The organism is Streptomyces cinereospinus (assembly GCF_042430725.1).
Classification (GTDB): Bacteria; Actinomycetota; Actinomycetes; order Streptomycetales; family Streptomycetaceae; genus Streptomyces; species Streptomyces cinereospinus.
Window position 1 is genome coordinate 118,741 of sequence record NZ_JBHMCY010000002.1, and the last position, 25,896, is coordinate 144,636.

Consider the following 25,896-nt stretch of genomic DNA (forward strand, 5'->3'; position numbering starts at 1 on the left):
ATCGGACGAGGAAGGACGCAAGGTGAGGGTGCTCATATCCCCGTCGTACGGCGGCTCCGAGACGCGGCGCCACTGGGCGGACACCGTGGACCGGCAGGTGGACTTCGCCGCGCCGGAACTCGACAGCCTGCTCACCGCCGACCAGCGGGCGAAGCTCCTGACCCTCCATCCGGAAGGCCACGCCCGGTTCTGGGGCGCGACCTCGGCGCACGACAGCAAGTTCGCCGACGTGGACACGGGTGACGTCGTCCTGTTCACAGGACAGAACCACGTCCGCGCGATAGGCGAGGTCGGCGCCCTCTTCCGCAACCGCGAACTGGCGGACCTCCTGTGGCCGCCCCGGGACGGCGGCGCGAGCTGGCACACCGTCTACAGCCTTCTGGACCTGGTCCCCGCCGACATCCCGTACGAAGAACTCAACACGGCCATCGGATACAAGCTCACTTACAAGTTCCCCGGCCAGATGGTCCTCAGGGGAGACAAGGCGCGGTCGGTTCTCGACGATTTCCTGATCACGCCGAGTACGGTGCAGCCGTCCGTACCGCCACAGCCCACCGCTCAGGGCACGGATCCGGTGCGCGTCGCCGCCCTGGAGGAGCTGCGCACGCACCGCACGGGTTACCGGCCGAGGCGGGGCCTGATCGTCGTCGACCGTCGGGAGGCCCGGCTCGTCCGTGAGTACCGTGATGTCCTCGCCGGCCGCGGGCTGGCCGCCAGTCGCTTCTTCTGCCCGTCCGGCATCACGGACATGTACTTCGACGCCGCCGGGGAGACGGAGCTGATCGAGGCGAAGAGCTGCGCCGGCCACCGTTACGTGCGAGAGGCCCTGGCACAGCTCCTCGACTACGCTCCGCACAGTCCGTCCCCCGCCCGGCGCCTCACCGCCCTGTTCCCGGAGCCGCCGGAACACGCCGACGTGGAACTCCTCCACCGCTACGGAATCGACTGCGTCCACCGCGTACCGCCACGCGGTTTCCGTCGACTGCCCGCAGCCGACGAGAGACGGGCACTGATGCGCGAGGTCTGGTCCGGGCAGCTTCCGGCACCGGCCGGCGAGCAGCACCCCTGACGGTCCGGGGCCGGCCTCCGCGGCGACCGCGTGCGCGTGAGGGACACGCTCCTGACGCCGCCCCTCCCGGCACCGTCACGTCCCGGAAACGCCCCCGTCTCCCGCTCTCCGAAAACACGATCTACGGTGGACAGCACCGTCCACCGCCCGGCCACCGTCGTCCGATGGCACCCCCCGCCCTCGCCCCGACAGGAGCCCCGTGTACCGCCGTGTCGTCCGTGCCCTTCCGCCCTGGCTCGCGCACGCGCTCCGCGCCCAGCGCGGGCCCGTGCCGTGGAGTGCCGTCGGGCGCGGGGCGCTGGCCGCGGGGCCGCTGCTGTGCGCCGCCGTGCTCCTCGAGCGCCCCTCGGCCGGGGTCGTCGCCGCGATCGCCGCCATGCTCGCCGGGATCAACGACCGGCCCGGCAGCCGGCGGGCGGCCGTCCGGCGGCTCGGGGTGCCCGCGCTCGCGGGCGCGGCGGGGCTGCTCATCGGGACGTACGCCGGACAGCACGCGGGCGCCACGGCGCAGACGCTGCTGCTCACCGGGCTCGGACTGGCCGCCGGAAGCGTCAGTGCCGTCGGGCCCGTGGCCTCCGCGGCCGGTACCCAGCTGCTCGTCGCGAGCGCGGTCGGTGCCGGGATGCCGCTGCCCGAGCCGGGATGGCAGCGCGCGCTCGCCTTCCTCGCGGGCGCCGGGTGGCTGCTCGTGCTGCGACTGCTCCTGCCCACGCCCGGCGCGCCGGCCGGGGACCACCGCCACGGCGGGGAGCGGCAGGCGGTCGCCGACGTGTACGACGCCGTCGCCGACCTGCTGGACGCCGTCGCCACGGAGCACGCCACCGCCCGGCGCGCCGCCCTCACCGCCGCCCTGGACCACGCGCAGGACGCCCTCACCGGTCCCCGGCTGCGGCGGTACGCCTCCTCGGCCGCCGAGCGGCGGCTGCGCGCGCAGTACGCCGCCGCCCTGCCCCTCGCCGAAGCCGCCACCGCGCTCGCCTGGGCGGGGGAGAGGCACTGCGGGAGGGCCTCCGCGGGGCCGCGGCGGCTGGCCGCCGCCGTCCGCGGGAACACGCACAGCGGGCCGCTGCCCGCACCGTCCCGGTCACTGCCCGCCCTGCGCGCCCTCGACGACGCCCTGCTGCACGCCGCCGAGGCCTTCGACCGCGGCAAGGGCGGCGACCCGCCCCGCCGGCGGCGCACGGCCGGGGACCTGCTGCGGGCCGTCCTGGGGGCCGGCGGCCGGGAGTACGGCCTGCGCGTCGCCCTGTGCATGGGCGCCGGCGTCGCCCTGGCCCAGGCGTTGCGCCACGCCCAGTGGTACGGGCCGCACGAGCACTGGTACTGGCTCCCCGCCACCGTCGTCTTCCTCGTCAAGCCCGACCTCGGGCCACTCGTCTCGCGTGTGCTGTGCCGTGCCGCCGGAACCGTGCTCGGCGCGCTCCTCTTCGCCGGGTGCGCGGCGGTGCTGCCCCGGCCCGAGGGGCTGGTCGCGCTGGTCGCCGTCAGCGGGGCCCTCATCCCCGTCGCCACCCGGCACTTCGCCGCCCAGACCGCCGTCGTCACCGTGCTCGTCCTCGCCCTCGTGATGGCGGGCGGCGAGCCGCAGGCCTCCGCCGGCCGGATCGGGGAGACCCTGCTGGCCTGCGCGATCGTCCTCGTCGTCGGGCATCTGCCGCTGCCGGGGCAACACGGGGGGCGGGTGCGGGCGCGGCTCGCCGTGGCCGGACGCGCGGCCCAGGCCTATCTCGCCCACGTGCTGAGCGGGTCCGACGACCGGGCCGCCCGCTGGACTCTGCGCCGCGAGGCCTACCGCGCACTCGCCGAGGCGCGCGGCACCATCGCCCTGGCCGCCGCCGAACTGCCCGCGCTCGCCCGGCACACGGCGGGCGCCGACGAGGTCGCCGGCACCCTGGAGCGACTTGTCGACACGACCACCGCCTGCGCCGTCCACCTCGACGACACCGGCCGGCTCACGCCGCGCCACACCGAGCGGCTGGCCGCCCTCGCCGGCGAACTCCGGGCCGGCCGCCGGCGCCTCGGCCTGCGTGAATCGGAGCTGCCCGCCGCCGTCTGACCGCCCGGCACTCCGCCGCGCTCGGGTGCTCGGTGTCCGGGTGTCCGGGTGCCGGGTTCCCGACCGGGTCCGTACCGGCGCGTGGACCCCCGCCCCGCCTCAGTTCCCGACCCGCACCCACACCGGTGCGTGATCCGACCCCGCCGCACTCCGTCGCGGTGCCGGGTCCGGGCCCACCGACGGCAGCTCCGGCACACCGGAGTTCGGCAGTCCGGTCCCCGCCGCCGTCACCCGGCGGATCAGCCGGTGGCTGCACAGGACGTGGTCGATCAGCTCGCGCCGCCCGGAGTTCACCCGGGAGAACCGCTGTTCGACGGGGATCAGCGGGGCCACGTTCCACAGCCGGGTCGCGTCGCCCCTGTCGTCCGCCGCGAAACCGGCCGTGCCGATCTCCGAACCGGGCGGGCCGAGCAGGATCTGGGTGGTCGCCGCCCGGGGCTCGTCGTTCAGGTCGCCCAGCACCACGACGTCCCGCGCCCGCCCGTCACCCGCCAGCAGCTTGTCGGCCAGCGCGCGCAGCGCCGTCGCCTCGGCGGTCCGCCGGTAGAGGGCGTAGGCCCCGCAGCGGGCGCGTTCGCCCTCGTCGCGGGGGTGGAAACGGTGGTCCGGGTACGACAGCAGCTTCGACTTCAGATGCGCGACCGCCACCGACAGCGCACCGGCCCGCACCGCCAGCAGACCGCGGCCCGCCTCCGCCACCGCCGCCCCGGAGTCGTCCGCCTGCACCGGGCGCAGCGGCGCCGGGAACGCCGTCGTGTCGGAGAGCACCACCAGCGGCGTACGGCTGAGGAAGCCGACCCGGATCCCCCGGCTGTCGGCGTGCTCGGACAGGGCGATGTGCCAGGTGCCGGCCAGCATTCCGGCCAGGTCGGCCAGCGCGTCCGCGTCGCCGACCTCCTGCACCCCCAGCAGGGCCGGGTCGAGCCGGGTGATCACGTCGGCGAGGGCGGCGAGCTTGGTCTCGTAGGCGGCCTCGTCCTCGGGGCCGAACGGCCCGCCGGGCCGGTACAGGTTCTCCAGGTTCCAGGTGCCGAGCAGCATGCCGGGCTCCTCTCAGAGGCCGGACGGCGGTGTGCGGTGAGGCCAGCGTGCCCGTGCTCGCGGTGCCTGGACAGCCCCACGGCAGGACGCGCCGTTCACTTCAGGCGAGCCGGGGAGCGCGTCGTACGTCGGCGTGATGACGCCCGCTCCCGCGCACGCCCCCGCCGACCTCGTCGTCACCGGATGCGCCGTCCTCGTCCGCGACGACCGGGAGGGGATCGGGTTCGAGGAGAACGCCGAGGTGGTGGTACGCGGCGGAGCCGTCGAGTCGGTCACGACCGCCGACGCCGTACGGCACCGGCCGGCCGTCGAGCGCATCGACGCCGCCGGGCAGGCCGCCCTGCCGGGACGCGTCGACTGCCACACCCACACCCCCGTGGTCGCCGTGCGCGGCCTCGCCGAGGACCTGCCCGTCGAGGAGTGGTCCAACGACGGCCCGTCGAGTCCCACCTCACCGAGCGGGACGTGGAGTTGGGCGCGCGGCTCGCCCGCGCCGGGATGATCCGGGGCGGCGTCACCTGCTTCGCCGACCGCTCCTCCATGGCGCATCGAGGGAAGTGAGCCGATCCGTTATCACAACGAGTACGAGGAGTGAAGCGGAGGGTAACGGTGTATGCGCAGAGGGGGCGGAATTCCTCACTCTTGGCGGTGAACGGGTGTCAACTACGTCTCAGTAGCGTCACTTGGCGAGGCGATTTCCCTTCGGAGGGCGTTAACTCCTACAAGTACGACGCTTTCTGGAGGTGCGGTGAACGGGCGAAAGGTGCTCGAGCGCTTTCCCGCAGGCGGGCCGCGAGGGTCGTGGCCGGCGGAGGAGTTCGCGCAGGCGCGCCGGTCGGAAGGCCTGCCCGCCGAGGTGGTGATGGACCTCGCCACGGACACGTTCCTGGTGATCGTCCGGGGCGGTGACGGCACGGACTGAGCGGGATCGGCGCGCTGTCCGCGCGGGCGCTTCGACAGGGGCGATGCCGGTCCGTTGCCGGCGCGGGCGGGGTCAGCCCGCTTTCGGTGCGGGCGCCGGCATCGTGAACTGGTCCGCCTGCAATCCGTACAGCTCCGCGTAGACGCCGCCCTTGACGAGCAGTTCCTCCGGAGTTCCCGATTCCACGAGCCGGCCCTCGTCCAGGACGTGCACCAGGTCCGCATGGCGTACGGACGCCAGGCGGTGGGTGATGAGCACGACCGTCTGGCCGGTCCCGGCCAGCGCGCGGATCTTGTCGAACACCTCCAGCTCGGCCCGGGCGTCCAGCGCCGCGGTCGGCTCGTCCACGATCAGGATGCTGCCCCGCCGGTACGCCGCGCGGGCGATGCCGAGCCGCTGCCACTGCCCGCCGGACATCTCGTGCCCGCCGCTGAAGTTGCGGGCCAGCAGGGTGTCCAGACCGCGCGGCAGGTCCGCGACCACCTCCTCGGCGCCCGCCTCCGTGACCGCCGCGGCCAGCCGCTCCTCGGTCACCGGCACCGAGGGCCGCCCCACGGCGACGTTCACCCGGGCCGTGAAGGGCCACCGCTTGAAGTCCTGCGCCACCATCGCGATGCGCTCGGCCAGCCGGTGCCGGTCCGCGGTCGCCGCGTCGACGCCGTCCCACAGGATCCGGCCCCGGTCCGGTGTGTACAGCCCGGCGAGCAGCTTCACCAGGGTGGTCTTGCCGGAGCCGTTCTCGCCGACCAGCGCGATGATCCGGCCCAGCGGCAGCGTCAGGGTGACGTCGTCGAGCGCGGGGCGGGTGGCGTCACCCGGGTAGCTGAACGTGACGTTCTCGAAGCGTATCTCGCGCGGGTCCTCCGGCAGGGCCGTGCCGCCGGCCGGGATCGCCCGGTCGGCGGCCTCGACGTACAGACGTTCGAGATCGCCGACGAAGAGAGCCTCCTCGTGCAACTGGTTGATCTCCAGGACCAGCGTCTCCAGGCTCGCCGAGCCGGTCCGGATCGCGATCACGGCCGTCCCCGCCACCGCCAGCGACATCGCCCCGGCGAGCAGCAGGCCGCCCAGGGTGGCGTACGTCGACACCGTCGCCAGGCCCGTCCAGGCCGCCGCGATCAGGCCGGTCCGGGCCGCGAGCCGCGCCAGCCGGGCCTGCTCCGCCTCCGCCGCCTCCGACATCGCGCGGAAGTGACGCAGGAGGAACGGGCCCACGCCGTGCACCCGGATCTCCGGGGCCGCCGCCGGTTCCGTCAGCAGGCTGCTGATCAGATGTCCCGCGCGCGCGTGCTGCACCCAGGTGTGGAACGACTCGTAGCGGCGCCGGGCGTTCGTCAGCGCGCTCCACGCGCTGGGCAGCGTCATCGTCACCAGCAGCGGCAGCAGCATCGGGTGCAGCACGGTGAGCACGCCGGCCGCCGCGACCAGGGAGATCGCCGCGTTCACCACGCGTGTGCCGTACATGATCATCCGGCGGGCCGAGGACGCCCCGTACTGGGCGGTGTCCAGCAGCTTGTGGAAGGCGTGGTCCTCGATCGCCGCGAGCTCGACGGCCGCGGCCCGCTCCAGGTAGCGCTCCGTCGCGACCCGCTCCACCTTCGGCTCCAGCCGGCCGGTGGCGTACGTCGACGCCGCCCGCAGCAGCGCGCCGAGCAGCAGGACGACGGCGATGGCGGTCAGCGCGGGGACGGCGCCGCGCAGCCGGTCCTCGACCGGCCCGGCGCCCATCAGCCGGCCGAGCACGCTGTTGACCGCGAACAGGCTCACCGCCTGTGCCACGCCCCGGCCCGCCTCGGCCGCCAGGACGACTCGCGCGGCGCTCCGGTCGGCCTGCCGGGCCAGCCGGAAGCTGGCACCGAGCAGGGCGGGCATCCGCGTGATCATGGCCCGGAAGGTGAGCTCCAGGAAGGCGTCCGCGTGCTGGTTCCAGCCCATGTCGTAGCGCAGGGGGCCACCGAAGAGCAGCCGCTCCGACTCGGACACCTCCGGCTCGCCCACGCCGCCCCTCGTTCCCACCGCCGACCTCCCCGGTCCCGCACGAACGGCCACTATCGCGGCACGGCCGGTGACTGGGCAGGGCGCAGGGAGGGGGTGGGGGCGCACGCCGGGGTGTGAGCGGCTCTGAGCCGTGGGGCGGGGCGCGGGGGCGCGGATGTCCGGGGGCCCGGGGTCTCCGGGCTGCGTTGCTCGCGGGCGAGGGGGCGCGGGGCGCGTCGTCCGCCAGCAACGGGTCGGCCGCGGGGCGCCTGTCCGCCAGCGCGTGTCGGTTGCGGGGCGCCTGTCCGGGAGCCCGGGGCGGCCGCGAGGCGCGTCGTCCGGGAGCGCGTGTCGGCCGCGGGGCTGGAGCTCCGCCGGGACGCCCCCGCGGGGCCCTACGCGGTGACCGCCCGCGACCAGCTCGGCGTCGTCCCGAGGATGCGGCACAGGGCGAGGTACAGCGGGATCGGCGGGGTGTAGGGCAGGGTGCCGTCGGGCCGGTGGATCAGGTGGGGCGCCTCGGGGACGACCGCGCCGGTGGCGTAACGCGCGGGAGCGGGCCACTCCAGGGCGTAGTCCGAGTCGGACGGGACCAGCCACCACCAGTGCGCCTCGTCGGCGTAGACGCATCCCACGCGCGGGAGGCGGGGCAGGACGAGCGGGCCGAAGCGGGCGGGCACCTGCACCGCGTCGCAGCCCAGCGGGGCCGTCATGCCGTCCGGCACGGACAGCCGCAGCGGCGGTTCGTCCGGCCGGCGCAGCCCGCGGTGGAGCCGGACGAGCGTGTCCAGGGTGTGTGTCCGTGCCCCGCCGGAGGCAGCCCTCAGCCCCATCCGGTCCCCGTTTCACCGCGCGCCGGCCGGCACACGCGCGCGTGGGGCTGGTCGTCCTCGTCCGAGTCGCCGGACGAATCCGGCTTGGGACGGGCGCCCCAGCCCAGGTCGCTGCTCGGAGCGTAGGCCTGCCGCGGCAGCTCGGCCCAGACCAGCAGCCCGGGGCCCTGCTCCTGCGCGCCCCAGGCGTGCGACACCGCGTCGACGAGGAGGAGCCCCCTCCCGTGCTCCTCCTCGGGCCGGCCCGGTGACGGCTGGGGCTCACCCGCCGCGCACCCCTGGTCGCGCACGGCGATACGCACCATGCCGTCACCGTCGTGCAGCTCGCAGACGACGACGTCGCTCGCGGTGTGCAGGATCGCGTTGGTGACCAGCTCCGACACCACCAGCGCGGCCGTGTCGCAGGTGTCCTCGCACACCGCCCAGCCGGTCAGCCTGGTCCGCGTCAGGCGTCTGGCCTGCGCGGGGGAGCCCGGGTGTGCGGCCAGTTCGAAGCGGAACCGGCGCTCGGCGGCGGACCCCGCGGGGCCGGCTGCCGAGGCGGCACCGAGGCCGGAAGGGCCTGCGGCGGTATCTGTTCCTAAGGGCGCGGACGGAATCACGCTTGCCACTATCGCCCTGCCTCGAACAGCTTGGCAAGTGCCACTCTGAAAATTGCAGAGTGATGTGTGACGTAGTGAAGGGCCATGGCACACTGCTCGCAACAGCATGTGATGCAGCGCCAGTTGAGATCCCCGAGGTCGGCACCGGCTATCGAATAGATCTTCGAATGGCGCCGCCGGACTGTCGGTATTCGTCTGATTCTGTGCCAGTTTCGTACTCCTTACGGAACGTACAGGGGTCGGGGTCTCGATGAGGGGAGGTGGAGCATGAGCGAGCCGCGGTCGGCACCGACGGTCGGCCAGGTCGTCCTCGGCCGGCGCCTGCTCGACCTGCGTGAACGCGCCGGTCTCAAGCGCGAGGAGGCGGCCCGCGTCCTGCGCGTCGCCCCCGCCACCATCCGCCGCATGGAGACCGCCGAGGTCGCCTTCAAGATCCCGTATCTGCAACTGCTCCTGAAGGCCTACGGCGTCGCCGACGCCGAGGCCGACGCCTTCGTCCAGCTGGCCGAGGAGGCCAACAGGCCCGGCTGGTGGCAGCGGTTCCACGACATCCTGCCCGGCTGGTTCTCGATGTACGTCAGCCTGGAGGGCGCCGCCTCCCTCATCCGCAGCTACGAACCGCACTTCGTGCCCGGGCTCCTGCAGACCGAGGACTACGCGCGCGGCGTCCTGACGTCGGGCGCCGTCGGCCAGACCCGGCCCGAGGACATCGAGCGGCACGTCGCCCTGCGGATGCAACGCCAGGACCTGCTCACCCGTCAGGACGCGCCGCGGATGTGGGCCGTGATGGACGAGACCGCGCTGCACCGCCCGGTCGGCGGCCCTGAGGTGATGCGTGCCCAGATCGACAAACTGCTCGACGTCGCGCGGCTGCCCCACGTGACGTTGCAGGTCGTCCCGTTCGCCACGGGGCCGCACCCCGGCACGTACGGGCCCTTCGTGCTGTTCCGATTCGCCATGCCCGAACTTCCGGACATGGTCTACAGCGAGTACCTGACCGGCGCCGTCTACCTGGACGCGCGCGCCGAGGTGGCGACCCACCTGGAGGTCATGGACCGCATGGCGGCGCAGGCCGCTACGGCACATCGCACGAAGGAGATCCTCGAGGATCTCCGCAAGGAGCTGTGAATGGATCGCATCACGTCCCAGCCCAAGCCGCGGGCCCGCGCCGAGCGGATCTACAACGGCATGCCGGCCCGCGAACTGGGCAGCGAGGGCTGGCACAAGCCGTGGAGCGGCGGCAACGGCGGCAACTGCCTGGAGGCGATGAAGCTCGCCGACGGCCGTATCGCCGTCCGGCAGTCCACCGACCCGGACGGGCCGGCGCTGATCTACACCTCCGACGAGATGACGGCGTTCATCGAGGGCGCGAAGGCGGGGGTGGCCGACTTCCTTCTGTCGTGATAATTCGTGACGCTCATTGTTTGGAGTGTTTGCAGACCCTATTGAAGCTTGACAGATTAACTTCCTTATCCTGGTGCTGAATTGATGACTTTTCGCAATCGACGCTTACGGAGTGCCTCATGACCGGGATCGACACCAGCAGGCCCCATCCCGCGCGGATGTACGACTGGTATCTCGGCGGCAAGGACAACTACCCGATCGACGAGGAGCTGGGCCGGCAGATGCTGGCCCTGGACCCGCGGGTGCCGGTGATGGCGCGCGTCAACCGCGCGTTCATGCACCGGGCCACCCGCTGGCTGGCCGGGAACGGCGTACGGCAGTTCCTCGACATCGGCACGGGCATCCCGACCGAGCCCAACCTGCACCAGATCGCTCAGTCCGTGGCGCCGGACGCGCGCGTGGTGTACTGCGACAACGACCCGATCGTGCTGGCCCACGCGGCGGCCCTGCTGCGCGGCACGCCCGAGGGGGTGACCGAGTACCTCCAGGCGGACGTGCGCGAGCCCGCCGCCATCATCGAGGGGGCCAGCAAGGTCCTGGACCTCAGCCGGCCCGTGGCGCTCTCCCTCGTGGCGCTGCTGCACTTCGTCTCCGACGAGGACGGCGCGCACGAGCTGGTCACCGAGCTGCTGTCCGCGTTCCCGTCCGGCAGCTACCTGATGATGACCCACGCCACCTCCGACTTCACCCCGGAGGATTCGGCGGCGGCCACCGAGAAGCTCAGGGCGGCGGGCGTCACGCTCGCGCTGCGCTCCCGGGACGAGTTCACCCGGTTCTTCGACGGGCTGGAACTGGTCGAGCCGGGGGTCGTGGTGGTGCACGAGTGGCATCCGGAGCTGGGCGAGCCGGTGCCGGGCCAGGACGACGGGGTGATTCCGGGGTACGGGGCGGTGGCGCGGAAGGCGTGAGCGCCGGCGCCGGCTCGTGTCCCGGTGGAGGGCGCAAACGCTGACGCGGAGGGGGCGTGAGCGTTTGCGCCCGTGGGGGCGTCACGGGGGCGGCAGGACGCCGCACAGGGCGTCCAGTGCCGCCACGCAGGCGTGCTCCGGCGGGGTCGCGTAGCCGACGACCAGGCCGTCCCCCGCGCCCATGGCGGTCTCCGGGTGCCGGAACGCGGCGAGGCCGTCGAGGGCGACGCCCTGCCGGGCGGCGTGCGACGGGTGCGGCGGGTGCGACTACGAGTGCTGCGAGCGTGGTGGACGGGAGGTGGCGGCGGGCGCCGTGCCCCGTGCCGCCGCCGGGGCCGGAGCGGAGCGCACCCGGCTCGACTTCGCCCGGTTCGCCCCGAAGGCCTTCCGCGCCCTGATCGGACTGGACGCGGCGGCCCGTGAGGGCCTCGACCCGGCCCTCGTCGAACTGATCCAGATCCGCTCCTCGCACCTCAACCACTGCGCGTACTGCCTGCACATGCACACCAACGACGCCCGCGGGGCAGGCGAGAGCGAGGACCGCCTGCACATGGTCGCCGTGTGGCGCGAGGCCCGGCACTTCTTCACACCGAAGGAACAGGCCGCCCTGGCGCTCACCGAGGCCTCACCCTGGTCGCCGACGCCGGCGTCCCCGACGCCGTGTACGCGCGGGCCGCGGCCCACTTCGAGGACCGGGAACTGGCCCAGGTCATCGCCCTGATCTGCACGATCAACACGTGGAACCGGGTGGCGCTGTCGACGGCGAAGGTGGCGGGGACGGAGGAGCGCCGCCGCTGAAGGACGGGAGTGCTGCCGTGCCGTGGTCATCCGTGCGGGGCGGTATCCGTGCGGGGCAGTATCCGCGCGGGTGGCGCCGCCGTGCCGTGGTGGTCCCGTCCCCGCCGCGCCCTCACACCGCCATCGGCCGGTCGTACGGCCCGATGGGCGCGGGCAGGGCCGAACTCCCCGTCAGATAGTGGTCGACAGCCGCCGCCACCGCCCGCCCCTCCGCAATCGCCCACACGATGAGCGACTGTCCCCGGGCCGCGTCCCCCGCGGCGAAGACACCGGGGGCGTTCGTCGCGAAGCCGGCGTCCCGGGCGAGCGTGCCGCGTGGCTCGACCCCCAGCCCCAGCTGGTCGATGAGCCCGTCCTCCCGGTCGGGCCCGGAGAAGCCGAGGGCGAGCAGAACCAGGTCGGCGGGGAGCGCCCGCTCGGTGCCGGGCACCGGCTGCCGCCGCGCGTCCACCTCGACCAGGTGGAGCCACCGCACATGCCCCTCCGCGTCCCCCGTGAAGCGCAGCGTGGACGCCGCGAACAGCCGCGCGTCCGCGTCCGCCGCCGGCGCGCTCTCCAGCTCGCGCGCCTCCTCGTGCGCCGCCGAGAGCCGGTAGATCTTCGGGTACGTCGGCCAGGGCTCGGTGTCGTCGTCCCGCTCGGCCCCCGGCTGGGCGTAGATGTCCAGCTGCGTCACCGACGCCGCCCCCTCCCGTACCGCCGTGCCCAGGCAGTCCGCGCCCGTGTCCCCGCCCCCGACGATCAGGACATGCTTGCCGGCCGCTGAGAGCGGCGAGGCCTCCAGATCGCCCTCGCACACCCGGTTGGCCAGCGGCAGGTACTCCATCGCCTGGTGGACACCGGCCAGCTCCCGCCCGGGGACGGGGAGTTCACGCCAGGCCGTCGCCCCGGTCGCGATCACCACGGCGTCGTACCGCGAGCGCAGCTCCGCCGCCCCGATGTCCCGCCCGACCGCCGTCGACGTACGGAACTTGGTGCCCTCGGCCCGCATCTGCTCCAGCCGCCGCTCCAGATGGTGCTTCTCCATCTTGAACTCGGGGATCCCGTACCGCATCAGCCCACCGAGCCGGTCGTCCTTCTCGTACACGGCGACGGTGTGCCCCGCCCGCGTCAGCTGCTGTGCCGCCGCCAGCCCCGTGGGCCCCGAGCCGATCACCGCGACCGTCCGCCCGCTCAGCCGCTCCGGCGGGCTCGGCGGCGCGAAGCCCTCCGCCCAGGCCCGGTCGGCGATCGCGCACTCGACGTTCTTGATGGTGACCGCCGGCTGGTTGATCGCGAGCACGCACCCCGCCTCGCACGGCGCCGGGCACAGCCGCCCCGTGAACTCGGGGAAGTTGTTCGTGGCGTGCAGCCGGTCGCTCGCCACCCGCCAGTCGTCCCGGGAGACCAGGTCGTTCCACTCCGGGATCAGATTGCCCAGCGGACAGGCGTGGTGGCAGAACGGTATGCCGCAGTCCATGCAGCGGTCCGCCTGCTGGTTGATGATGGGGAGCAGCGCCCCCGGGACGTAGACCTCGTTCCAGTCCCGCACCCGCTCCTCGACCGGCCGGCGGGGCCAGTCCTGGCGGGGGGTGGTCATGAAACCCTTGGGATCGGCCATGGCCGGTTTTCCTCGCGTAGGGGTACGACGGGCCGTGCGTCATCGGCGGCACCCTTTGGGCCACGATACGTCCCGTCGGCCGCCCGCGCAGGGCCCCGCAGCGCCGGCTCACACCAGGGCCAGCACGTACGCCACCGCGGCGCCGGCCGCGGCGACCGTCCGGACGTGGTTCCACGCCGTCCACCCGCGCACGTACGCCGGCCAGTACGCGGCCGCCTCCGCGGTCCCGGCCTCCACCTCGGCCAGCGCGTTGTTGCGCGGCACGTTCGCGAGCACGGTCACCCCGAAGCACCCGAACAGGTACAGGGCGCTGCCCACCAGCAGCTCCGCCGCCCCCGCGCCGGGCCACACCACGAAGGTCACCACGGCGATCACCGCGCACAGCAGCGTCGATCCCAGGAACACGGCCATGAAGGCGGGCCGCACCGCCGTCACGTTGATCGCCTTCATCGCTGCCACCCCCTGCGCGGGCGGCAGCGCGGCGAGCGCCTGCATCACGAACGTCGAGAAGGCACAGAACACCCCGGCCACCAGCCCGGCCCCGACGATCCCCGCGACCGTCAGCACGAAGTACGGCCCGTCCACCACGTCACCCACTCCTCCCACGCCCTGCCGGGTCCCGTCCGGTTCCTCGGCCCTTCCCCTGCCCCACCCTGCACCACCAGTGAATCCCGGACCGGCCGGACCGGACCACGACCCGACCGCGCGGCTCTCCGCGCGAGCATCCGGCCGGGGGAGACCGCCCGGGCGCCCGGGTCCGGCGCGCGGAAGACGCGAGGCGGCTCACGCCCGCGCCCGCACGCCCCTTGCCCGGCCGCTCACTCGACCTCGGCCGCTCACTCGACCTCGGCCGCTCACTCAACATCGGCCGCTCACCCGACGGAGCCCAGCCCTTCCGCCCGCCACTCCCGCAGGACCGCCGCCACGGGCGCCGCGATCCTGCGCCGTGCCTCGTACCAGGACACCCCGCTCATCAGCAGTTGGTCGTACGGCGTGTCCACATGCCGCACCGCCGCCACCACCGCCGACGTCACCGCCCCTTCCGTCAGCGCCCGCCCGGCCGCCGTCCGCCCCACGCGCCCGCTGCCCCGCAAGGACGCGTACGCCGCGATCGCCCGCGCCCGCTCCGGCGGGCACCCGGGGAACAGCCGCAGGACCTCCGCCGCGAAGGCCTCCGCGAAGCGGGCGTCCTCCGCCGCCCTGCGCCGCGCGTCCCTGGCCCGGCGGCGCCGCCGGGCCTCCGCGTCCGCCAGGCACCGCTCCTCGGCCCGCGCGAGCCCCGCCTCCTCGACGAGGACGCCCTGCCGCTCATAACGGCTCCTGCGCCGGTTGAACCGCACGACGACCGCCGACAGCCCGCTCTCCTCGCGCGCCCTGCGCGTCAGCGCGGTGTCGCCCCGCGGCAGGAAGACCAGGTGCCCCAGGTCGGCACAGTCGAGGCACCGCGGCGCCCCCTCCACCATGACGAGCAGCGACAGCGGCCCGCGCCGGCACCGGGCGCAGCGCTTCTTCTTCGGTGACTGGATGACGACGGGAGCGGTCCGGGAACCGGTGAGAGGACTGACCTCGCCGGAGGACGACGGGGTTGCACGCACGGCCATATCCGCTTCTTTCCCACCTGCTTCCCCCCTGCACGCCCGCCTCCACGCCCCCGCGCGCCGGCCGTTCCCCGCACCACCCCCGCATCCGCAATCATGGTCATGTGCGACTCGAAGCGATCACCTGGGACCGGCTCGCCGACCGCCTCACCGAACGTCTGCTCGCCCTGGAGCCGGCCGACGGCAGCCCCTGGCCGCGTGTCGCCTTCGACGGCGCCCCGGCGGCCGGGCCCGGGGAGCTCGCCGTACGCGTCCACGAGGCCCTGCGCCTGCGCGGCCGCCCCTCGCTGGCCGTCGGCACCCAGGGCTTCCTGCGGCCGGCCTCCGTCCGCCTGGAGCACGGGCACCAGGACGTGGACGCCTACTACGACGGCTGGTTCGACACCGGTGCCCTGTGGCGCGAGGTGTTCGGCCCTCTCGAACCCGGCGGCGACGGGCGCGTCCTGCCCGACCTCCTGGACCCGGTCACCGACCGCGCCACCCGCAGTCCGTACGTCCAACTCCCGCCCGGAGGTGTGCTGCTGCTGCACGGTCCGATCCTGCTGCGCCACTGGTTCCCCTTCGACCTGACCGTCCACCTCCTGCTCTCCCCGGCCGCCCTGCGCCGCCGCACACCGCAGGCCGAGCACTGGACCCTGCCCGCCTTCGCGCGGTACGAGGCCGAGACCGACCCCGCCGGCGCCGCCGACGTCCTGGTGCGCGCCGACGATCCGCGCCGCCCGGCGTGGAGCGGCTGACCGCACCCCGCCCGCCCGGGCCGGCCGCCGGGCCGCCCCCGCGCGCCCGCGGCACGCGTCCCCCACCGCCGCCCCGGGTGCGTGCGCCCGGTGACCCGGCGAGAATGAAGGGCGCCGGGACTAGCGGTGCGTCCCGCGCCGCGCCGGCCGGCACCGGGAGGTACTCCATGACCACCGCCGGAGAGATCATGCACCGGGGCGCCCAGTGGATCCCCGCGCACGAGACCCTGGACCGCGCAGCCCAGCTGATGCGTGAGCTGAACGTCGGGGCGCTGCCCATCAGCGACGAGAACGAACGGCTCTGCGGCATCCTCACCGACCGCGACATCGTGGTCGGCTGTGTCGCCCTGGGCCATGAGCCGTCCAAGGTCACCGCGGGCGAGATGGCCAAGGGCACACCGCGCTGGATCGACGCGAACGCCGACATCGGCGAGGTGCTCCAGGAGATGGAGGACCACCAGATCCGCAGGCTGCCCGTCATCGAGAACAAGCGCCTGGTCGGCATGATCAGCGAAGCCGACCTCGCCCAGCACCTGACGGAGGACCAGATCGCCTCCTGGGCGGAGCGGGTCTACGCCAGGGGCACGAACCGCTGACCGCCCGCCCGCCTCGCCCGCACCGGTCGGTCACAGCCAGCCGCTGCGCCGGAAGGCGCGGTACAGGGCCAGGCAGGCCACGGATATGACGCCGATGACCATGCCGTAGCCGTACTTCCAGTGCAGTTCGGGCATGTGGTCGAAGTTCATGCCGTACACCCCGCAGACCATCGTGGGGACGGCGACGATCGCGGCCCACGCCGTGATCTTCCGCATGTCCGCGTTCTGCGCGACCGTGACCTGGGCGAGGTGGGCCTGCAGGATCGAGTTGAGCAACTCGTCGAACCCGGCGAGCTGTTCCGAGGCGCGCGTCAGATGGTCGGAGACGTCGCGGAAGTAGGCCTGTATCTCCGGCTCCACCACCCGCATCGGCCGGTCGGAGAGGTCCAGCAGCGGTCGGCCCAGGGGGACCACGGCCCGCTTCAGCTCCAGCAGTTCGCGCTTGAGCTGGTAGATGCGGCCCGGGTCGGCACGGGCGCCGTTCTCCGCGAAGACGTCCGTCTCGACCTGCTCGATGTCCCCCTGCACCGCGTCGATGACGTTGAGGTACTCGTCGACGACATGGTCCGCGACCGCGTGCAGGACCGCGGACGGGCCCTTGGCGAGCTGGCCGGGGTCGGCCTCCAGCTCCTCGCGCAGCGGGCCCAGCGAGCCGTGCATGCCGTGCCGCACCGTGATGACGAAGTCCTGGCCGACGAACACCATGAGCTCACCGGTGCTCACCACCTCGCTGGTCGCCGTCAGTTCTTCGTGCTCGACGTAGCAGACCGTCTTGAACACGGCGAACAGCGTCTCACCGTACCGCTCCACCTTCGGGCGCTGATGCGCCTCGATCGCGTCCTCGACCGCGAGCGGATGCAGGTCGAAGAGCCCGGCCATGCCCGCGAACTCCTGGTTCGTCGGCTCGTGCAGGCCCAGCCAGACGAAACCCGCGCCGTGCTTGCGCACCCGCTCCACCGTGTCGACGAGGTCACCGTCGAGGGGCAGCCGGGTCCCCTCCTCGTAGGCCACACAGTTGACCACCGAGGAGCCCAGCGGGGATCGCGCGGGGTGGCTCAGGTCGACCCGGCGGCCTCGCCGTGCCAGCCGCGCCACCTTCCGGAGGCCGCCGACCCTGCCGAGGCCCGTGACCTTCCGCAGATTCCCTGCCATGGACATCTGGATCTCCTTGCGTGGATCCTCTCGCGCCGCAATCCTGCGCCTGTCGCGCCAGTGTGCCAGGACCGTGTGAGCAGCGGGCAAGCCTGTGGAAAGCGTGCGTTCCGCTTGGTTCCCGGTTGTGGACGACGGAGTTGCCGGTGGTCCGACGCCCGGCCGGCTCATCCGGCACCGGGGGGCAGGGGCGGTCTGCCGCCCACCTGTTCGACCGCTCGCGTCCCCGCCGTGCGCCCCTCCAGGCGGGGACGCACCCCCGCCGCGGTCAGCGCCCGCTCGTGCCACGCCACCGCGTCCGCACCGGCCCGGCCGAGCAGCCGTACCTCCGCCCATCCTCAATGGGCCTTTGGGCAGGCCACGTTGGCGCCCGCGCCACCGGGCAGCGTCCGGATCACCGAGGCCGTGTCCGTGCCCCCGGCCAGCGGCCCCCGGTGCCGGGCGACGACGTCCGTCACGACGTCCCCGACGATCGGCCGGGCGCCGCCCCGCCCGCCGGGCGCGGCCTCGCTGACGTCTCGGCCCAGGCCGCTGTCCCGCGTGCCGGGTCCGGCCCTGCTCACGCCCCGGCCCAGGCCACCGCGATCCGTGCCGCCAGCCGGACGTTGCCGCGCACGGCCGCCAGGTTGGCACTCAGCGAGGCGCCCTCGGTGTGCCGTACCAGGTAGTCGAGCAGGAACGGCGTGACGGCCTGCCCGGTGACGCCCTCCGCCTCGCACGACCGCAACGCGTCGGCCAGCACGCGCGCGTGCAGCGCGGGGTCCAGCTGCTCGGTCTCCGGTACCGGGTTGGCCACGACCAGTGCCAATTCCGGCCCGCCGAGCGCGTCCTGGGCCCGCATGACGTCGGCCACCTGGCGGGGGCTGTCCAGCGTCCAGTCCACGGGGTGCCCGGAGTCCGCCAGACAGAAGCCCGGGAAGCGGTCCGTGGCGTATCCGGCCACCGCGACGCCGAGGGTCTCCAGCCGCTGGAGCGTCGCCGGTACGTCCAGGATCGACTTCACGCCCGCGCACACCACCGTGATCCGCGTACGGGCCAGCAGACCCAGGTCGGCCGACTCGTCCTGCGTCACCGTCCATCGCCGGTGCACCCCGCCGAGCCCGCCCGTCGCGAACACCCGGATCCCCGCCAGCGCCGCCAGCAGCGCGGTCGCCGACACCGTGGTCGCCCCGCTCGCCCCGGTGGCCACCGCGAGCGGCAGATCGCGGTGGCCCAGCTTGCGGATTCCGTCCTCGTTCGCGACCCGCTCCAGCTGCCCCTCGTCCAGACCGACCCGGGGCCGCCCGTCCAGCACGGCGATCGTGGCCGGTACGGCGCCCTGCCGCCGTACCGCCTCCTCCAGCTCCAGCGCCACCTGCATGTTCCGGGGACGCGGCAGCCCGTGCGCGATGATCGTGGACTCCAGGGCCACCACGGCCCGGCGCGCGTGGACCGCCTCCCGCACCTCCTCGGACACCACCAGCGTCACGGGCCCGCCTCCTGTCCGTCGGTCATCCCTCATCCCTGGCGGGCCCTGCGCCCGGTCAAACCCTTGCGGCCGGCGCGGCACGACACCAGCCTGGGGGCATGACGGACAACACGCCACGTCTCGACCACGTCGTCCTCTGGGTGCGGGATCCGGTGGCCGCCGCCGAGTTCTACGAGGAGGCGGTCGGCCTGGAGCCGGTCCGGCTCGGCGAGTTCGCCGAGGGGCAGGCGCCCTTCCCCTCGGTACGCGTCAACGACGAGACGATCATCGATCTGATGCCGCTCACCATGGCGGAACGCATGGAGATGCTCCCCGGGGCGGCGGAGAGCTCGGGGCACCCCCTCAACCACGTCTGCCTCGCACTGCCCGAGGACGCCTTCGACGCCCTGCGCGACCGTCTGCGGGAGCGCTCGGTCCCGGTGACGGACATCGGCCACGACTCCTTCGGCGCCCGCGGCAACGCCCGGCGCACCTTCTATTTCCGTGACCCCGACGGCAACTTCTTCGAGGCACGCCACTACGCCTGAGCCGGACGCACGGGGCCCGCGCGGCGGGGCCCCGTGTCTCAGAACAGCGGCTGGGGCAGCACGCCCTCCAGCGCCAGCAGTTGCCGCTTGGTCTCCAGACCGCCGCCGAACCCGCCGATGCCGCCGTCGCTCTCCACCACCCGATGGCAGGGCACGACCACGGGCAGCGGGTTGGCGCCCATGGCCGTCCCCACCGCCTGGGCCGCGCCGGGCTGACCCACCCGGCGGGCCAGCTCGCCGTACCCGACGACCGTGCCGTACGGCACGCCGGACGCCAGCTCGCGCAGCACCTGGCGGTTGAAGCCCGAGATCAGCGACCAGTCCAGCGGCAGCTCGACATCGCGGCGCTCACCCGCGAAGTACGCCCGGACCTGACGTATCGCCTCGGCCAGCAGAGGGGAGCCGGGTGCCTCGGCGGGCTCGGTGCCCAGCCGGGACGCGAGCCGGCCGAGCGCCCGGTCGCGCACCGGGTCCGTGGCGTGGAAGACGACGTTGACCAGGCCCTCGCCGGTCGCGGCCAGCAGCAGTGGACCGATGTCGGCGGCGACGACGGTCCACACGACCTGCTGCCCGTACTGCCCATGGCTGTCCATGCGCCCACGGTACGACCCGCCACTGACACCGCCCGCCCCGGACCGGTGCCGGAACGTCACTGCCCGCCCAGCGCGTCCCGGACGACGTCGGGCTTGTTGGTGATGACGCCGTCGACGCCGTACCCGGCGACCTTGCGGGCGGTGGCCGCGTCGTCGACGGTCCAGGTGAGGACCTCGAGCGGCCTGCCGTGCGCACCGGTCACCCGGTGGACCGCGGAGACGTAGCGGGGCGTCAGCAGGGTGTGGGACGGGTTGATCTGGTCGACGAATCCGGCGTACTCCGCCACGCGCGCCAGAGAGGGGGTGCCGAGGAAGCCGGTCCTGACCGCGGGCTCCTGCTCGTGCACGGCCCGCATGCTGTCCGCGCTGAAGCTCTGCACGATCAGCCGGTCCGCCAGGTGCTGCCGGTCCAGCCAGCCCTCGTTGCCGAGGACATCCAGCGTCTGCCCCTCGATGCCCGGGTACAGCTCCGGCTGCTTGATCTCCAGCAGCAGCCTCTGATGGTGGTGCTCGACCCGGCGCAGGTACTCCGCGACCGTCGGCACGCGCGCGCCCGCGTAGGCGGCCCCGAACCAGCTCCCCGCGTCCAGGCGAGCGATCTCGGCCGCGGTGAAGTCCCCGACCTTCCAGGGGGACCGGCCGGGGAAGACCCGCTCCACGTCGGTGGTGCGCCGCAGGCTGTCGTCGTGGATCACCACCAGCTCACCGTCCTTGGTGCGCTGCACGTCGTTCTCGACCCACTGGACGCCCAGCTCGGCGGCCTTGTCGACGGCGGCCAGGGTGTTCTCGGGCGCGTAGGCGGAGGCGCCCCGGTGGGCGAAGACCGAGGGAGGCCGTTCGGCTCCGGCGTCGGCTCCGGCGTCGGAGACCGGGAACAGCAGGGCGACGCCCCCCAGGAGCGCGGTGGTCGTGGCGGCGGCTGCACGCGCGTGCATGCGGACTCCTCGCGTCGAACCGGACACGGACAGGCCCCACCGTGGCAGCGGACGGTCAACTCCGGAGGGGTACAGGATGGACACAGATTGAATGGAGGAGCCCGAGGTCGCACACCAGTGCGGCACAACTGGGGCAGAGGCGTGTTTCTTTGCCGGAGAGTCGTTCGGCCATTCCGGTGGGAGTCATACTCTCTGCCACGACCCTGACCGCTCGGGCGGTCCTGGGAGGGGGAGCATTTCGCGTAATTCCGGACGGAACGGGGCGGAAGGACAGCCGCACATGCAGGGCACGGTCGACGGATTCAGCTACGGCCTCGTCACACCGCTGGTGGCCTTCGTCATGGCCTGCCTCGGCGGTGCCCTCGGCCTGCGCTGCACCACCAGAGCCTTTCTCGTGGGCGGCTCCTGGCGCCCCTCCTGGCTGGCCCTGGGATCGGTGGCGATCGCCTCCGGCATCTGGACCATGCACTTCATCGCGATGATGGGCTTCACGGTCCGGGAGGCGCCGATCCACTTCGACAAGCCGATGACGTACGCCAGCCTGGGCGTCGCCGTCCTGATGGTCGGCATCGGGATCTTCATCGTCGGCTACCGGGGCGCGTCCGGCACCGCCCTGTTCACCGGCGGCACCATCACCGGCCTCGGCATCGCGTCGATGCATTACCTGGGCATGGCCGGCATGCAGCTGGACGGAGAGCTGGAGTACAACACGCTCACCGTCGCCGCCTCCGTCCTCATCGCCATGATCGCCGCCACCGCCGCCCTGTGGGCGGCCGGACAGGTCAGAGGGCTCCTGTGGAGCGTGGGCGCCAGCCTCGTCATGGGACTCGCCGTCACGGGCATGCACTACACGGGCATGGCGGCCCTCAGCGTCCACCTGCACGGCACCGCCGACCCCGTCTCGGGCGACCCGCCCGCCGCGCTGCTCGCCCCCATGCTGCTCGGCCCGCTCGCCTTCCTGCTCCTCGCGGGCGTCGTCGTCGTGTTCGACCCGCTGATCGTCATGGGCAAGGAGCCCGTGCCCCGGCCCGAGCACAAGCCCGGCGTCCCGGCCCACCCGGCGGTGCCGCACCCGCCCCGCCGGCTCACGCCGCGCACTCGCCGGATCCCGGCCCGCAGCACCTCCCGCACCCCGCAGAACCGCTGATAGGAGCCGGTTGTCAGTGCGGGGTCGTACGGTGGATGGCATGCGGCCCGTTTCCAAGATCGAACGCACGGTGGCGCCTTTCGAGGTCGTCAGCCCCTACCAGCCGAGCGGCGACCAGCCGGCGGCCATCGCCGACCTCGCCCGGCGCATCGCAGCCGGGCAGAAGAACGTCGTGCTGCTCGGCGCGACCGGCACCGGCAAGTCCGCCACCACCGCGTGGATGATCGAGAAGCTGCAGCGCCCCACCCTGGTGATGGCGCCGAACAAGACGCTGGCCGCCCAGCTGGCGAACGAGTTCCGCGAGCTGCTGCCGAACAACGCCGTCGAGTACTTCGTCTCGTACTACGACTACTACCAGCCCGAGGCGTACGTCCCGCAGTCGGACACCTACATCGAGAAGGACTCCTCGATCAACGAGGAGGTCGAGCGGCTGCGCCACTCCGCGACCAACTCGCTGCTCACCCGCCGCGACGTCGTCGTGGTCGCCTCGGTGTCCTGCATCTACGGCCTGGGCACGCCGCAGGAGTACGTCGACCGCATGGTGCCGCTGCGGGTCGGCGAGGAGGTCGACCGCGACCAGCTGCTGCGCCGCTTCGTCGACATCCAGTACACGCGCAACGACATGGCCTTCACCCGGGGCACCTTCCGGGTCCGCGGCGACACCATCGAGATCTTCCCGGTGTACGAGGAGCTGGCCGTCCGCATCGAGATGTTCGGCGACGAGATCGAGGCGCTGTCGACGCTGCACCCGCTCACGGGCGAGATCGTCAGCGACGACCAGCAGCTCTACGTCTTCCCGGCCTCCCACTACGTCGCCGGCCCCGAGCGCATGGAGCGGGCCGTCAACGACATCGAGAAGGAGCTGGGGGAGCGGCTCGCCGAGCTGGAGAAGCAGGGCAAGCTCCTGGAGGCCCAGCGGCTGCGGATGCGCACCACGTACGACATCGAGATGCTCCGCCAGATCGGCACCTGCTCCGGCGTGGAGAACTACTCGATGCACTTCGACGGCCGCCTGCCCGGCTCCCCGCCGAACACTCTGCTGGACTACTTCCCCGAGGACTTCCTCCTCGTCATCGACGAGTCGCACGTCACCGTGCCGCAGATCGGCGCCATGTACGAGGGCGACGCCTCCCGCAAGCGCACCCTCGTGGACCACGGGTTCCGGCTGCCCTCGGCCCTGGACAACCGCCCGCTGAAGTGGGAGGAGTTCCAGGAGCGCATCGGCCAGACCGTCTACCTGTCGGCCACCCCCGGCCAGTACGAGCTGTCCCGTTCCGACGGCGTCGTCGAACAGATCATCCGGCCCACCGGCCTGGTCGATCCCGAAGTCGTGGTCAAGCCCACCGAGGGCCAGATCGACGACCTGGTGCACGAGATCCGCACCCGGGTGGAGAAGGACGAGCGCGTCCTGGTCACCACGCTCACCAAGAAGATGGCCGAGGACCTCACCGACTACTTCCTGGAACTCGGCATCCAGGTCCGCTACCTGCACAGCGACGTCGACACGCTGCGCCGCGTCGAACTGCTGCGCGAACTGCGCTCCGGCGAGTTCGACGTCCTGGTCGGCATCAACCTCCTCCGGGAGGGCCTCGACCTGCCCGAGGTGTCCCTGGTGGCGATCCTCGACGCCGACAAGGAGGGCTTCCTGCGCTCCGGCACCTCGCTGATCCAGACCATCGGCCGCGCGGCGCGCAACGTCTCCGGCCAGGTCCACATGTACGCCGACAAGATCACCCCGGCGATGGAGAAGGCCATCGAGGAGACCAACCGCCGCCGGGAGAAGCAGATCGCGTACAACAAGGCGAACGGCATCGACCCCCAGCCGTTGCGCAAGAAGATCAACGACATCGTCGCGCAGATCGCGCGTGAGGGCGTCGACACCGAGCAGCTGCTCGGCACGGGCTACCGCCAGGCCCGCAAGGACGGCCGCGGGACGAGGGCCCCGGTGCCCTCCTTGAAGGACCACGCGGTCGATGACGCGAAGCCCGCCAGGCGCGCCAAGGGCAAGGCCGCGGAGACCGTGCCGACCGACCGCCCGGCCGCGGAGCTCGCCGAGCAGATCGAGCAGTTGACGGAGCGGATGCGCGCCGCCGCCGCGGACCTGCAGTTCGAGATCGCGGCACGGCTGCGCGACGAGGTGTCGGAGATGAAGAAGGAACTGCGCCAGATGAAGGAGGCCGGCCTGGCCTGACGGGCCGGCGGGACCCCTGTGACCCCGCCGGAACGCGCTGTGTTGCAAGACCGACACAAAGTACGGACCGGCCTACGTCGCTGTCAGTGCCCCTGCGTAAGGTGCTGGTCATCCGCGACTTCGCGGCAACAGGGGATTGTTCGAGAGGGGAATCAGCGCGTGACCGTCAACATGACCAAGGGTCAGGCCATCAGTCTGCAGAAGAACGACGGAGGCAGCCTGACCGCGGTGCGCATGGGTCTCGGCTGGCAGGCGGCCCCGCGTCGCGGCCTGTTCGGCTCGCGCACCCGGGAGATCGACCTCGACGCCTCCGCCGTCCTCTTCGCGGACAAGCAGCCGGTCGACGTCGTGTTCTTCCGCCACTTGGTGAGCGACGACGGCTCGGTGCGCCACACCGGCGACAACCTCGTCGGCGGTGTGGGCCAGGGCGGCGACGACGAGGCGATCCTGGTCGACCTGGAGCGCCTTCCGGTCCACATCGACCAGATCGTCTTCACCGTGAACTCCTTCACGGGCCAGACCTTCCAGGAGGTGCAGAACGCCTTCTGCCGTCTCGTGGACGAGACCAACGGCCAGGAACTGGCCCGCTACACGCTCGCCGGTGGCGGCTCCTACACGGCCCAGATCATGGCGAAGGTGCACCGCGCGGGCACGGGCTGGTCCATGACGGCCCTCGGCACCCCGGCCAACGGCCGCACCTTCCAGGACCTGATGCCGGCGATCCTGCCGCTCCTCTGAGCCGGCGAGGCCCGGGCGCGGCACCCGCCCGCGGCGCGGGTGAGTGACACACGACAACAACTGCCACACAGGGGGATCGAGCGATGACGGCCGAGCTGGTGCGGGGGCAGAACCACCCGCTGCCCCAGGCCCGCCTAGAGATCAGGGTCTCGGCCGGCAAGCCGATCGTGGCCGCGGCCACGATCGGCGACGAGCAGGGCAAGGTCCGGGACACGGAGCGGGTGGCCCACCCGGGCGCACCCACCCTGCCCGGACTGGAGGTACCGCGCCAGGCGGCGGCCGAGCACCGTCTCGCGGTGGACCTGGACGCCCTGCCGGACGCGGTGCACCGCGTCCATGTGCTGCTCGCTCTGCCCACCGGCGCCGGGGGACCGGCACGCTTCGGCGCCGTGGCGGCCCCCTTCGTCGCGGTCACCGGACTCGACGGCAGCGAGGTCGCCAGCTACACCATCACCGGCCTGGAGGCCGAGACGGCGGTCGTCGCGCTGGAGCTCTACCGCCGCCAGGGCGCCTGGAAGGTGCGCGCCGTCGGTCAGGGCTACGCCGGCGGCCTCGCCGAGCTCCTCACCGACCAGGGCCTGCCCCAGGCGCACCGGCTCGCCGGCACCATCCACGACGCGGTCGCCCAGGGCATGTCCCGCTCGGTGGCGGCACCCCCGCCCCGTGCGGCGGACGGCGACCGCACCCGCCAGGCCGCCGCACCCGCCCTGGGCCAGGACCACGGCGGCTCGCCCTACGGCACGACCGCGCACGGCGGCACGGGCCGGACTTCGCAGGGCAGCACCGCCCAGACCCCGCACGGCACCGCCGGCGGCCGCGCGGGCGCCGACCCCTCGTCCCTGCCGCAACCGTCTGCCCCCACGGACCCTTCACCCTTCGCCCGGCCGTCCGCCCCAGCGGACGCGTCCTCCTTCGCTGAGCCGTCCGTCCCCGCGGATCCCTCGCCTCTCGCCCGGCCGTCCGCCCCAGCGGACGCGTCCTCCTTCGCTGAGCCGTCCGTCCCC

24 protein-coding genes and 4 pseudogenes are annotated in these 25,896 nt (G+C 73.2%); 15 read left to right on the top strand and 13 right to left on the bottom strand.

From position 1 onward, the window contains the following. The first annotated feature begins 22 nt into the window (after positions 1–22). Both ACFF45_RS01565 and ACFF45_RS01570 read left to right on the top strand, forming a co-directional pair. A complete protein-coding gene (locus tag ACFF45_RS01565) occupies positions 23–1,069 on the top strand; it encodes a hypothetical protein (protein ID WP_381340809.1) in 1,047 nt (348 codons plus the stop codon). 199 nt (positions 1,070–1,268) lie between these two features. Beyond that, positions 1,269–3,125 (top strand): FUSC family protein, encoded by a 1,857-nt coding sequence (locus ACFF45_RS01570; protein ID WP_381340811.1) that lies wholly within the window; start codon positions 1,269–1,271, stop codon positions 3,123–3,125. A gap of 99 nt (positions 3,126–3,224) precedes the next feature. Here ACFF45_RS01570 and ACFF45_RS01575 read toward each other — a convergent pair whose 3' ends face one another. Further along, positions 3,225–4,166, bottom strand: coding sequence for an endonuclease/exonuclease/phosphatase family protein (locus ACFF45_RS01575; RefSeq protein WP_381340814.1), 942 nt, complete (start codon positions 4,164–4,166; stop codon positions 3,225–3,227). Between the two features lie 136 nt (positions 4,167–4,302). On the opposite strand from ACFF45_RS01575, the pseudogene ACFF45_RS01580 reads away from it, so the two are divergent. Together ACFF45_RS01580 and ACFF45_RS01585 are read left to right on the top strand one after the other, a co-directional pair. Beyond that, a pseudogene (locus tag ACFF45_RS01580) lies at positions 4,303–4,697 on the top strand (amidohydrolase); the annotation flags it as partial. Positions 4,698–4,914: 217 nt separating this feature from the next. Next, the gene (locus tag ACFF45_RS01585) at positions 4,915–5,088 is read left to right on the top strand and encodes a DUF8839 family protein (RefSeq protein ID WP_381340816.1); all 174 of its coding nucleotides are present in this window, start codon (positions 4,915–4,917) and stop codon (positions 5,086–5,088) included. Positions 5,089–5,160: 72 nt separating this feature from the next. Here ACFF45_RS01585 and ACFF45_RS01590 read toward each other — a convergent pair whose 3' ends face one another. The 3 genes from ACFF45_RS01590 to ACFF45_RS01600 all read right to left on the bottom strand — a co-directional run bounded on the left by ACFF45_RS01590 (position 5,161) and on the right by ACFF45_RS01600 (position 8,509). Then, entirely contained in the window at positions 5,161–7,023 is a 1,863-nt protein-coding gene (locus tag ACFF45_RS01590; RefSeq protein WP_381340945.1) for an ABC transporter ATP-binding protein, read from the bottom strand. A 437-nt stretch (positions 7,024–7,460) separates the two neighbouring features. Then, on the bottom strand, positions 7,461–7,898 hold the full coding sequence (locus tag ACFF45_RS01595; RefSeq protein WP_381340819.1) for a hypothetical protein: 438 nt from the start codon (positions 7,896–7,898) through the stop codon (positions 7,461–7,463). Further along, entirely contained in the window at positions 7,889–8,509 is a 621-nt protein-coding gene (locus tag ACFF45_RS01600; protein WP_381340822.1) for an ATP-binding protein, read from the bottom strand. Before ACFF45_RS01600 ends, ACFF45_RS01595 begins: the two co-directional genes overlap by 10 nt. Positions 8,510–8,767: 258 nt before the next feature. On the opposite strand from ACFF45_RS01600, the gene ACFF45_RS01605 reads away from it, so the two are divergent. The 3 genes from ACFF45_RS01605 (at position 8,768) to ACFF45_RS01615 (ending at position 10,812) form a co-directional block, all read left to right on the top strand. Next, positions 8,768–9,628: a Sco1979 family transcriptional regulator gene (locus ACFF45_RS01605; RefSeq protein WP_381340825.1), complete on the top strand. Its 861-nt coding sequence runs from the start codon at positions 8,768–8,770 to the stop codon at positions 9,626–9,628. After that, on the top strand, positions 9,629–9,904 hold the full coding sequence (locus tag ACFF45_RS01610) for a DUF397 domain-containing protein (RefSeq protein ID WP_381340828.1): 276 nt from the start codon (positions 9,629–9,631) through the stop codon (positions 9,902–9,904). 119 nt (positions 9,905–10,023) lie between these two features. Continuing rightward, positions 10,024–10,812 carry an SAM-dependent methyltransferase gene (locus ACFF45_RS01615; RefSeq protein WP_381340830.1) on the top strand — a complete coding sequence of 263 codons (789 nt, stop codon included), beginning with the start codon at positions 10,024–10,026 and terminating at the stop codon, positions 10,810–10,812. An 81-nt stretch (positions 10,813–10,893) separates the two neighbouring features. On the opposite strand, the pseudogene ACFF45_RS01620 reads toward ACFF45_RS01615, so the two are convergent. Next, a pseudogene (locus ACFF45_RS01620) lies at positions 10,894–11,055 on the bottom strand (PLP-dependent aminotransferase family protein); the annotation flags it as partial. 70 nt (positions 11,056–11,125) lie between these two features. On the opposite strand from ACFF45_RS01620, the pseudogene ACFF45_RS01625 reads away from it, so the two are divergent. Continuing rightward, positions 11,126–11,610 (top strand): annotated as a pseudogene (locus tag ACFF45_RS01625) (carboxymuconolactone decarboxylase family protein). Between the two features lie 112 nt (positions 11,611–11,722). Here the strand turns inward: ACFF45_RS01625 and ACFF45_RS01630 are convergent. The 3 genes from ACFF45_RS01630 to ACFF45_RS01640 form a co-directional block, all read right to left on the bottom strand. Further along, positions 11,723–13,210 carry a glutamate synthase subunit beta gene (locus ACFF45_RS01630; RefSeq protein ID WP_381340833.1) on the bottom strand — a complete coding sequence of 496 codons (1,488 nt, stop codon included), beginning with the start codon at positions 13,208–13,210 and terminating at the stop codon, positions 11,723–11,725. 108 nt (positions 13,211–13,318) lie between these two features. Continuing rightward, on the bottom strand, positions 13,319–13,798 hold the full coding sequence (locus ACFF45_RS01635; RefSeq protein WP_381340835.1) for an anthrone oxygenase family protein: 480 nt from the start codon (positions 13,796–13,798) through the stop codon (positions 13,319–13,321). A 284-nt stretch (positions 13,799–14,082) separates the two neighbouring features. Continuing rightward, positions 14,083–14,811 (bottom strand): DUF2293 domain-containing protein, encoded by a 729-nt coding sequence (locus ACFF45_RS01640; protein WP_381340838.1) that lies wholly within the window; start codon positions 14,809–14,811, stop codon positions 14,083–14,085. A 101-nt stretch (positions 14,812–14,912) separates the two neighbouring features. On the opposite strand from ACFF45_RS01640, the gene ACFF45_RS01645 reads away from it, so the two are divergent. Both ACFF45_RS01645 and ACFF45_RS01650 read left to right on the top strand, forming a co-directional pair. Continuing rightward, on the top strand, positions 14,913–15,545 hold the full coding sequence (locus tag ACFF45_RS01645) for a nucleoside/nucleotide kinase family protein (RefSeq protein WP_381340840.1): 633 nt from the start codon (positions 14,913–14,915) through the stop codon (positions 15,543–15,545). A 167-nt stretch (positions 15,546–15,712) separates the two neighbouring features. Then, positions 15,713–16,141 (top strand): CBS domain-containing protein, encoded by a 429-nt coding sequence (locus ACFF45_RS01650; protein WP_381340843.1) that lies wholly within the window; start codon positions 15,713–15,715, stop codon positions 16,139–16,141. A 30-nt stretch (positions 16,142–16,171) separates the two neighbouring features. Here the strand turns inward: ACFF45_RS01650 and ACFF45_RS01655 are convergent, their stop codons facing one another. From ACFF45_RS01655 to ACFF45_RS01665, 3 genes and pseudogenes are all read right to left on the bottom strand, one after another. Beyond that, positions 16,172–17,299: a magnesium and cobalt transport protein CorA gene (locus ACFF45_RS01655; protein WP_381340846.1), complete on the bottom strand. Its 1,128-nt coding sequence runs from the start codon at positions 17,297–17,299 to the stop codon at positions 16,172–16,174. Positions 17,300–17,535: 236 nt separating this feature from the next. After that, positions 17,536–17,820, bottom strand: a pseudogene (locus ACFF45_RS01660) (PfkB family carbohydrate kinase); the annotation flags it as partial. Between the two features lie 32 nt (positions 17,821–17,852). Continuing rightward, the gene (locus tag ACFF45_RS01665; RefSeq protein WP_381340848.1) at positions 17,853–18,761 is read right to left on the bottom strand and encodes a pseudouridine-5'-phosphate glycosidase; all 909 of its coding nucleotides are present in this window, start codon (positions 18,759–18,761) and stop codon (positions 17,853–17,855) included. Positions 18,762–18,859: 98 nt separating this feature from the next. Between ACFF45_RS01665 and ACFF45_RS01670 the strand changes: the two genes are divergently transcribed. Beyond that, positions 18,860–19,288 (top strand): VOC family protein, encoded by a 429-nt coding sequence (locus ACFF45_RS01670; protein ID WP_381340851.1) that lies wholly within the window; start codon positions 18,860–18,862, stop codon positions 19,286–19,288. A 38-nt stretch (positions 19,289–19,326) separates the two neighbouring features. Here ACFF45_RS01670 and ACFF45_RS01675 read toward each other — a convergent pair whose 3' ends face one another. Then, positions 19,327–19,881 carry a methylated-DNA--[protein]-cysteine S-methyltransferase gene (locus tag ACFF45_RS01675; protein ID WP_381340854.1) on the bottom strand — a complete coding sequence of 185 codons (555 nt, stop codon included), beginning with the start codon at positions 19,879–19,881 and terminating at the stop codon, positions 19,327–19,329. A gap of 56 nt (positions 19,882–19,937) precedes the next feature. Then, entirely contained in the window at positions 19,938–20,816 is an 879-nt protein-coding gene (locus ACFF45_RS01680) for a glycerophosphodiester phosphodiesterase (RefSeq protein WP_381340857.1), read from the bottom strand. 280 nt (positions 20,817–21,096) lie between these two features. Between ACFF45_RS01680 and ACFF45_RS01685 the strand changes: the two genes are divergently transcribed. The 4 genes from ACFF45_RS01685 to ACFF45_RS01700 form a co-directional block, all read left to right on the top strand. After that, positions 21,097–21,963 carry an MHYT domain-containing protein gene (locus ACFF45_RS01685; protein ID WP_381340859.1) on the top strand — a complete coding sequence of 289 codons (867 nt, stop codon included), beginning with the start codon at positions 21,097–21,099 and terminating at the stop codon, positions 21,961–21,963. Positions 21,964–22,003: 40 nt separating this feature from the next. Next, positions 22,004–24,154 carry an excinuclease ABC subunit UvrB gene (uvrB, locus tag ACFF45_RS01690; protein WP_381340862.1) on the top strand — a complete coding sequence of 717 codons (2,151 nt, stop codon included), beginning with the start codon at positions 22,004–22,006 and terminating at the stop codon, positions 24,152–24,154. Positions 24,155–24,313: 159 nt separating this feature from the next. Continuing rightward, positions 24,314–24,892 (top strand): TerD family protein, encoded by a 579-nt coding sequence (locus ACFF45_RS01695; RefSeq protein WP_381340864.1) that lies wholly within the window; start codon positions 24,314–24,316, stop codon positions 24,890–24,892. An 83-nt stretch (positions 24,893–24,975) separates the two neighbouring features. Then, positions 24,976–25,896, top strand: a 921-nt coding sequence (locus ACFF45_RS01700) for a TerD family protein (protein ID WP_381340867.1), incomplete at its 3' end; no start/stop codon positions are given.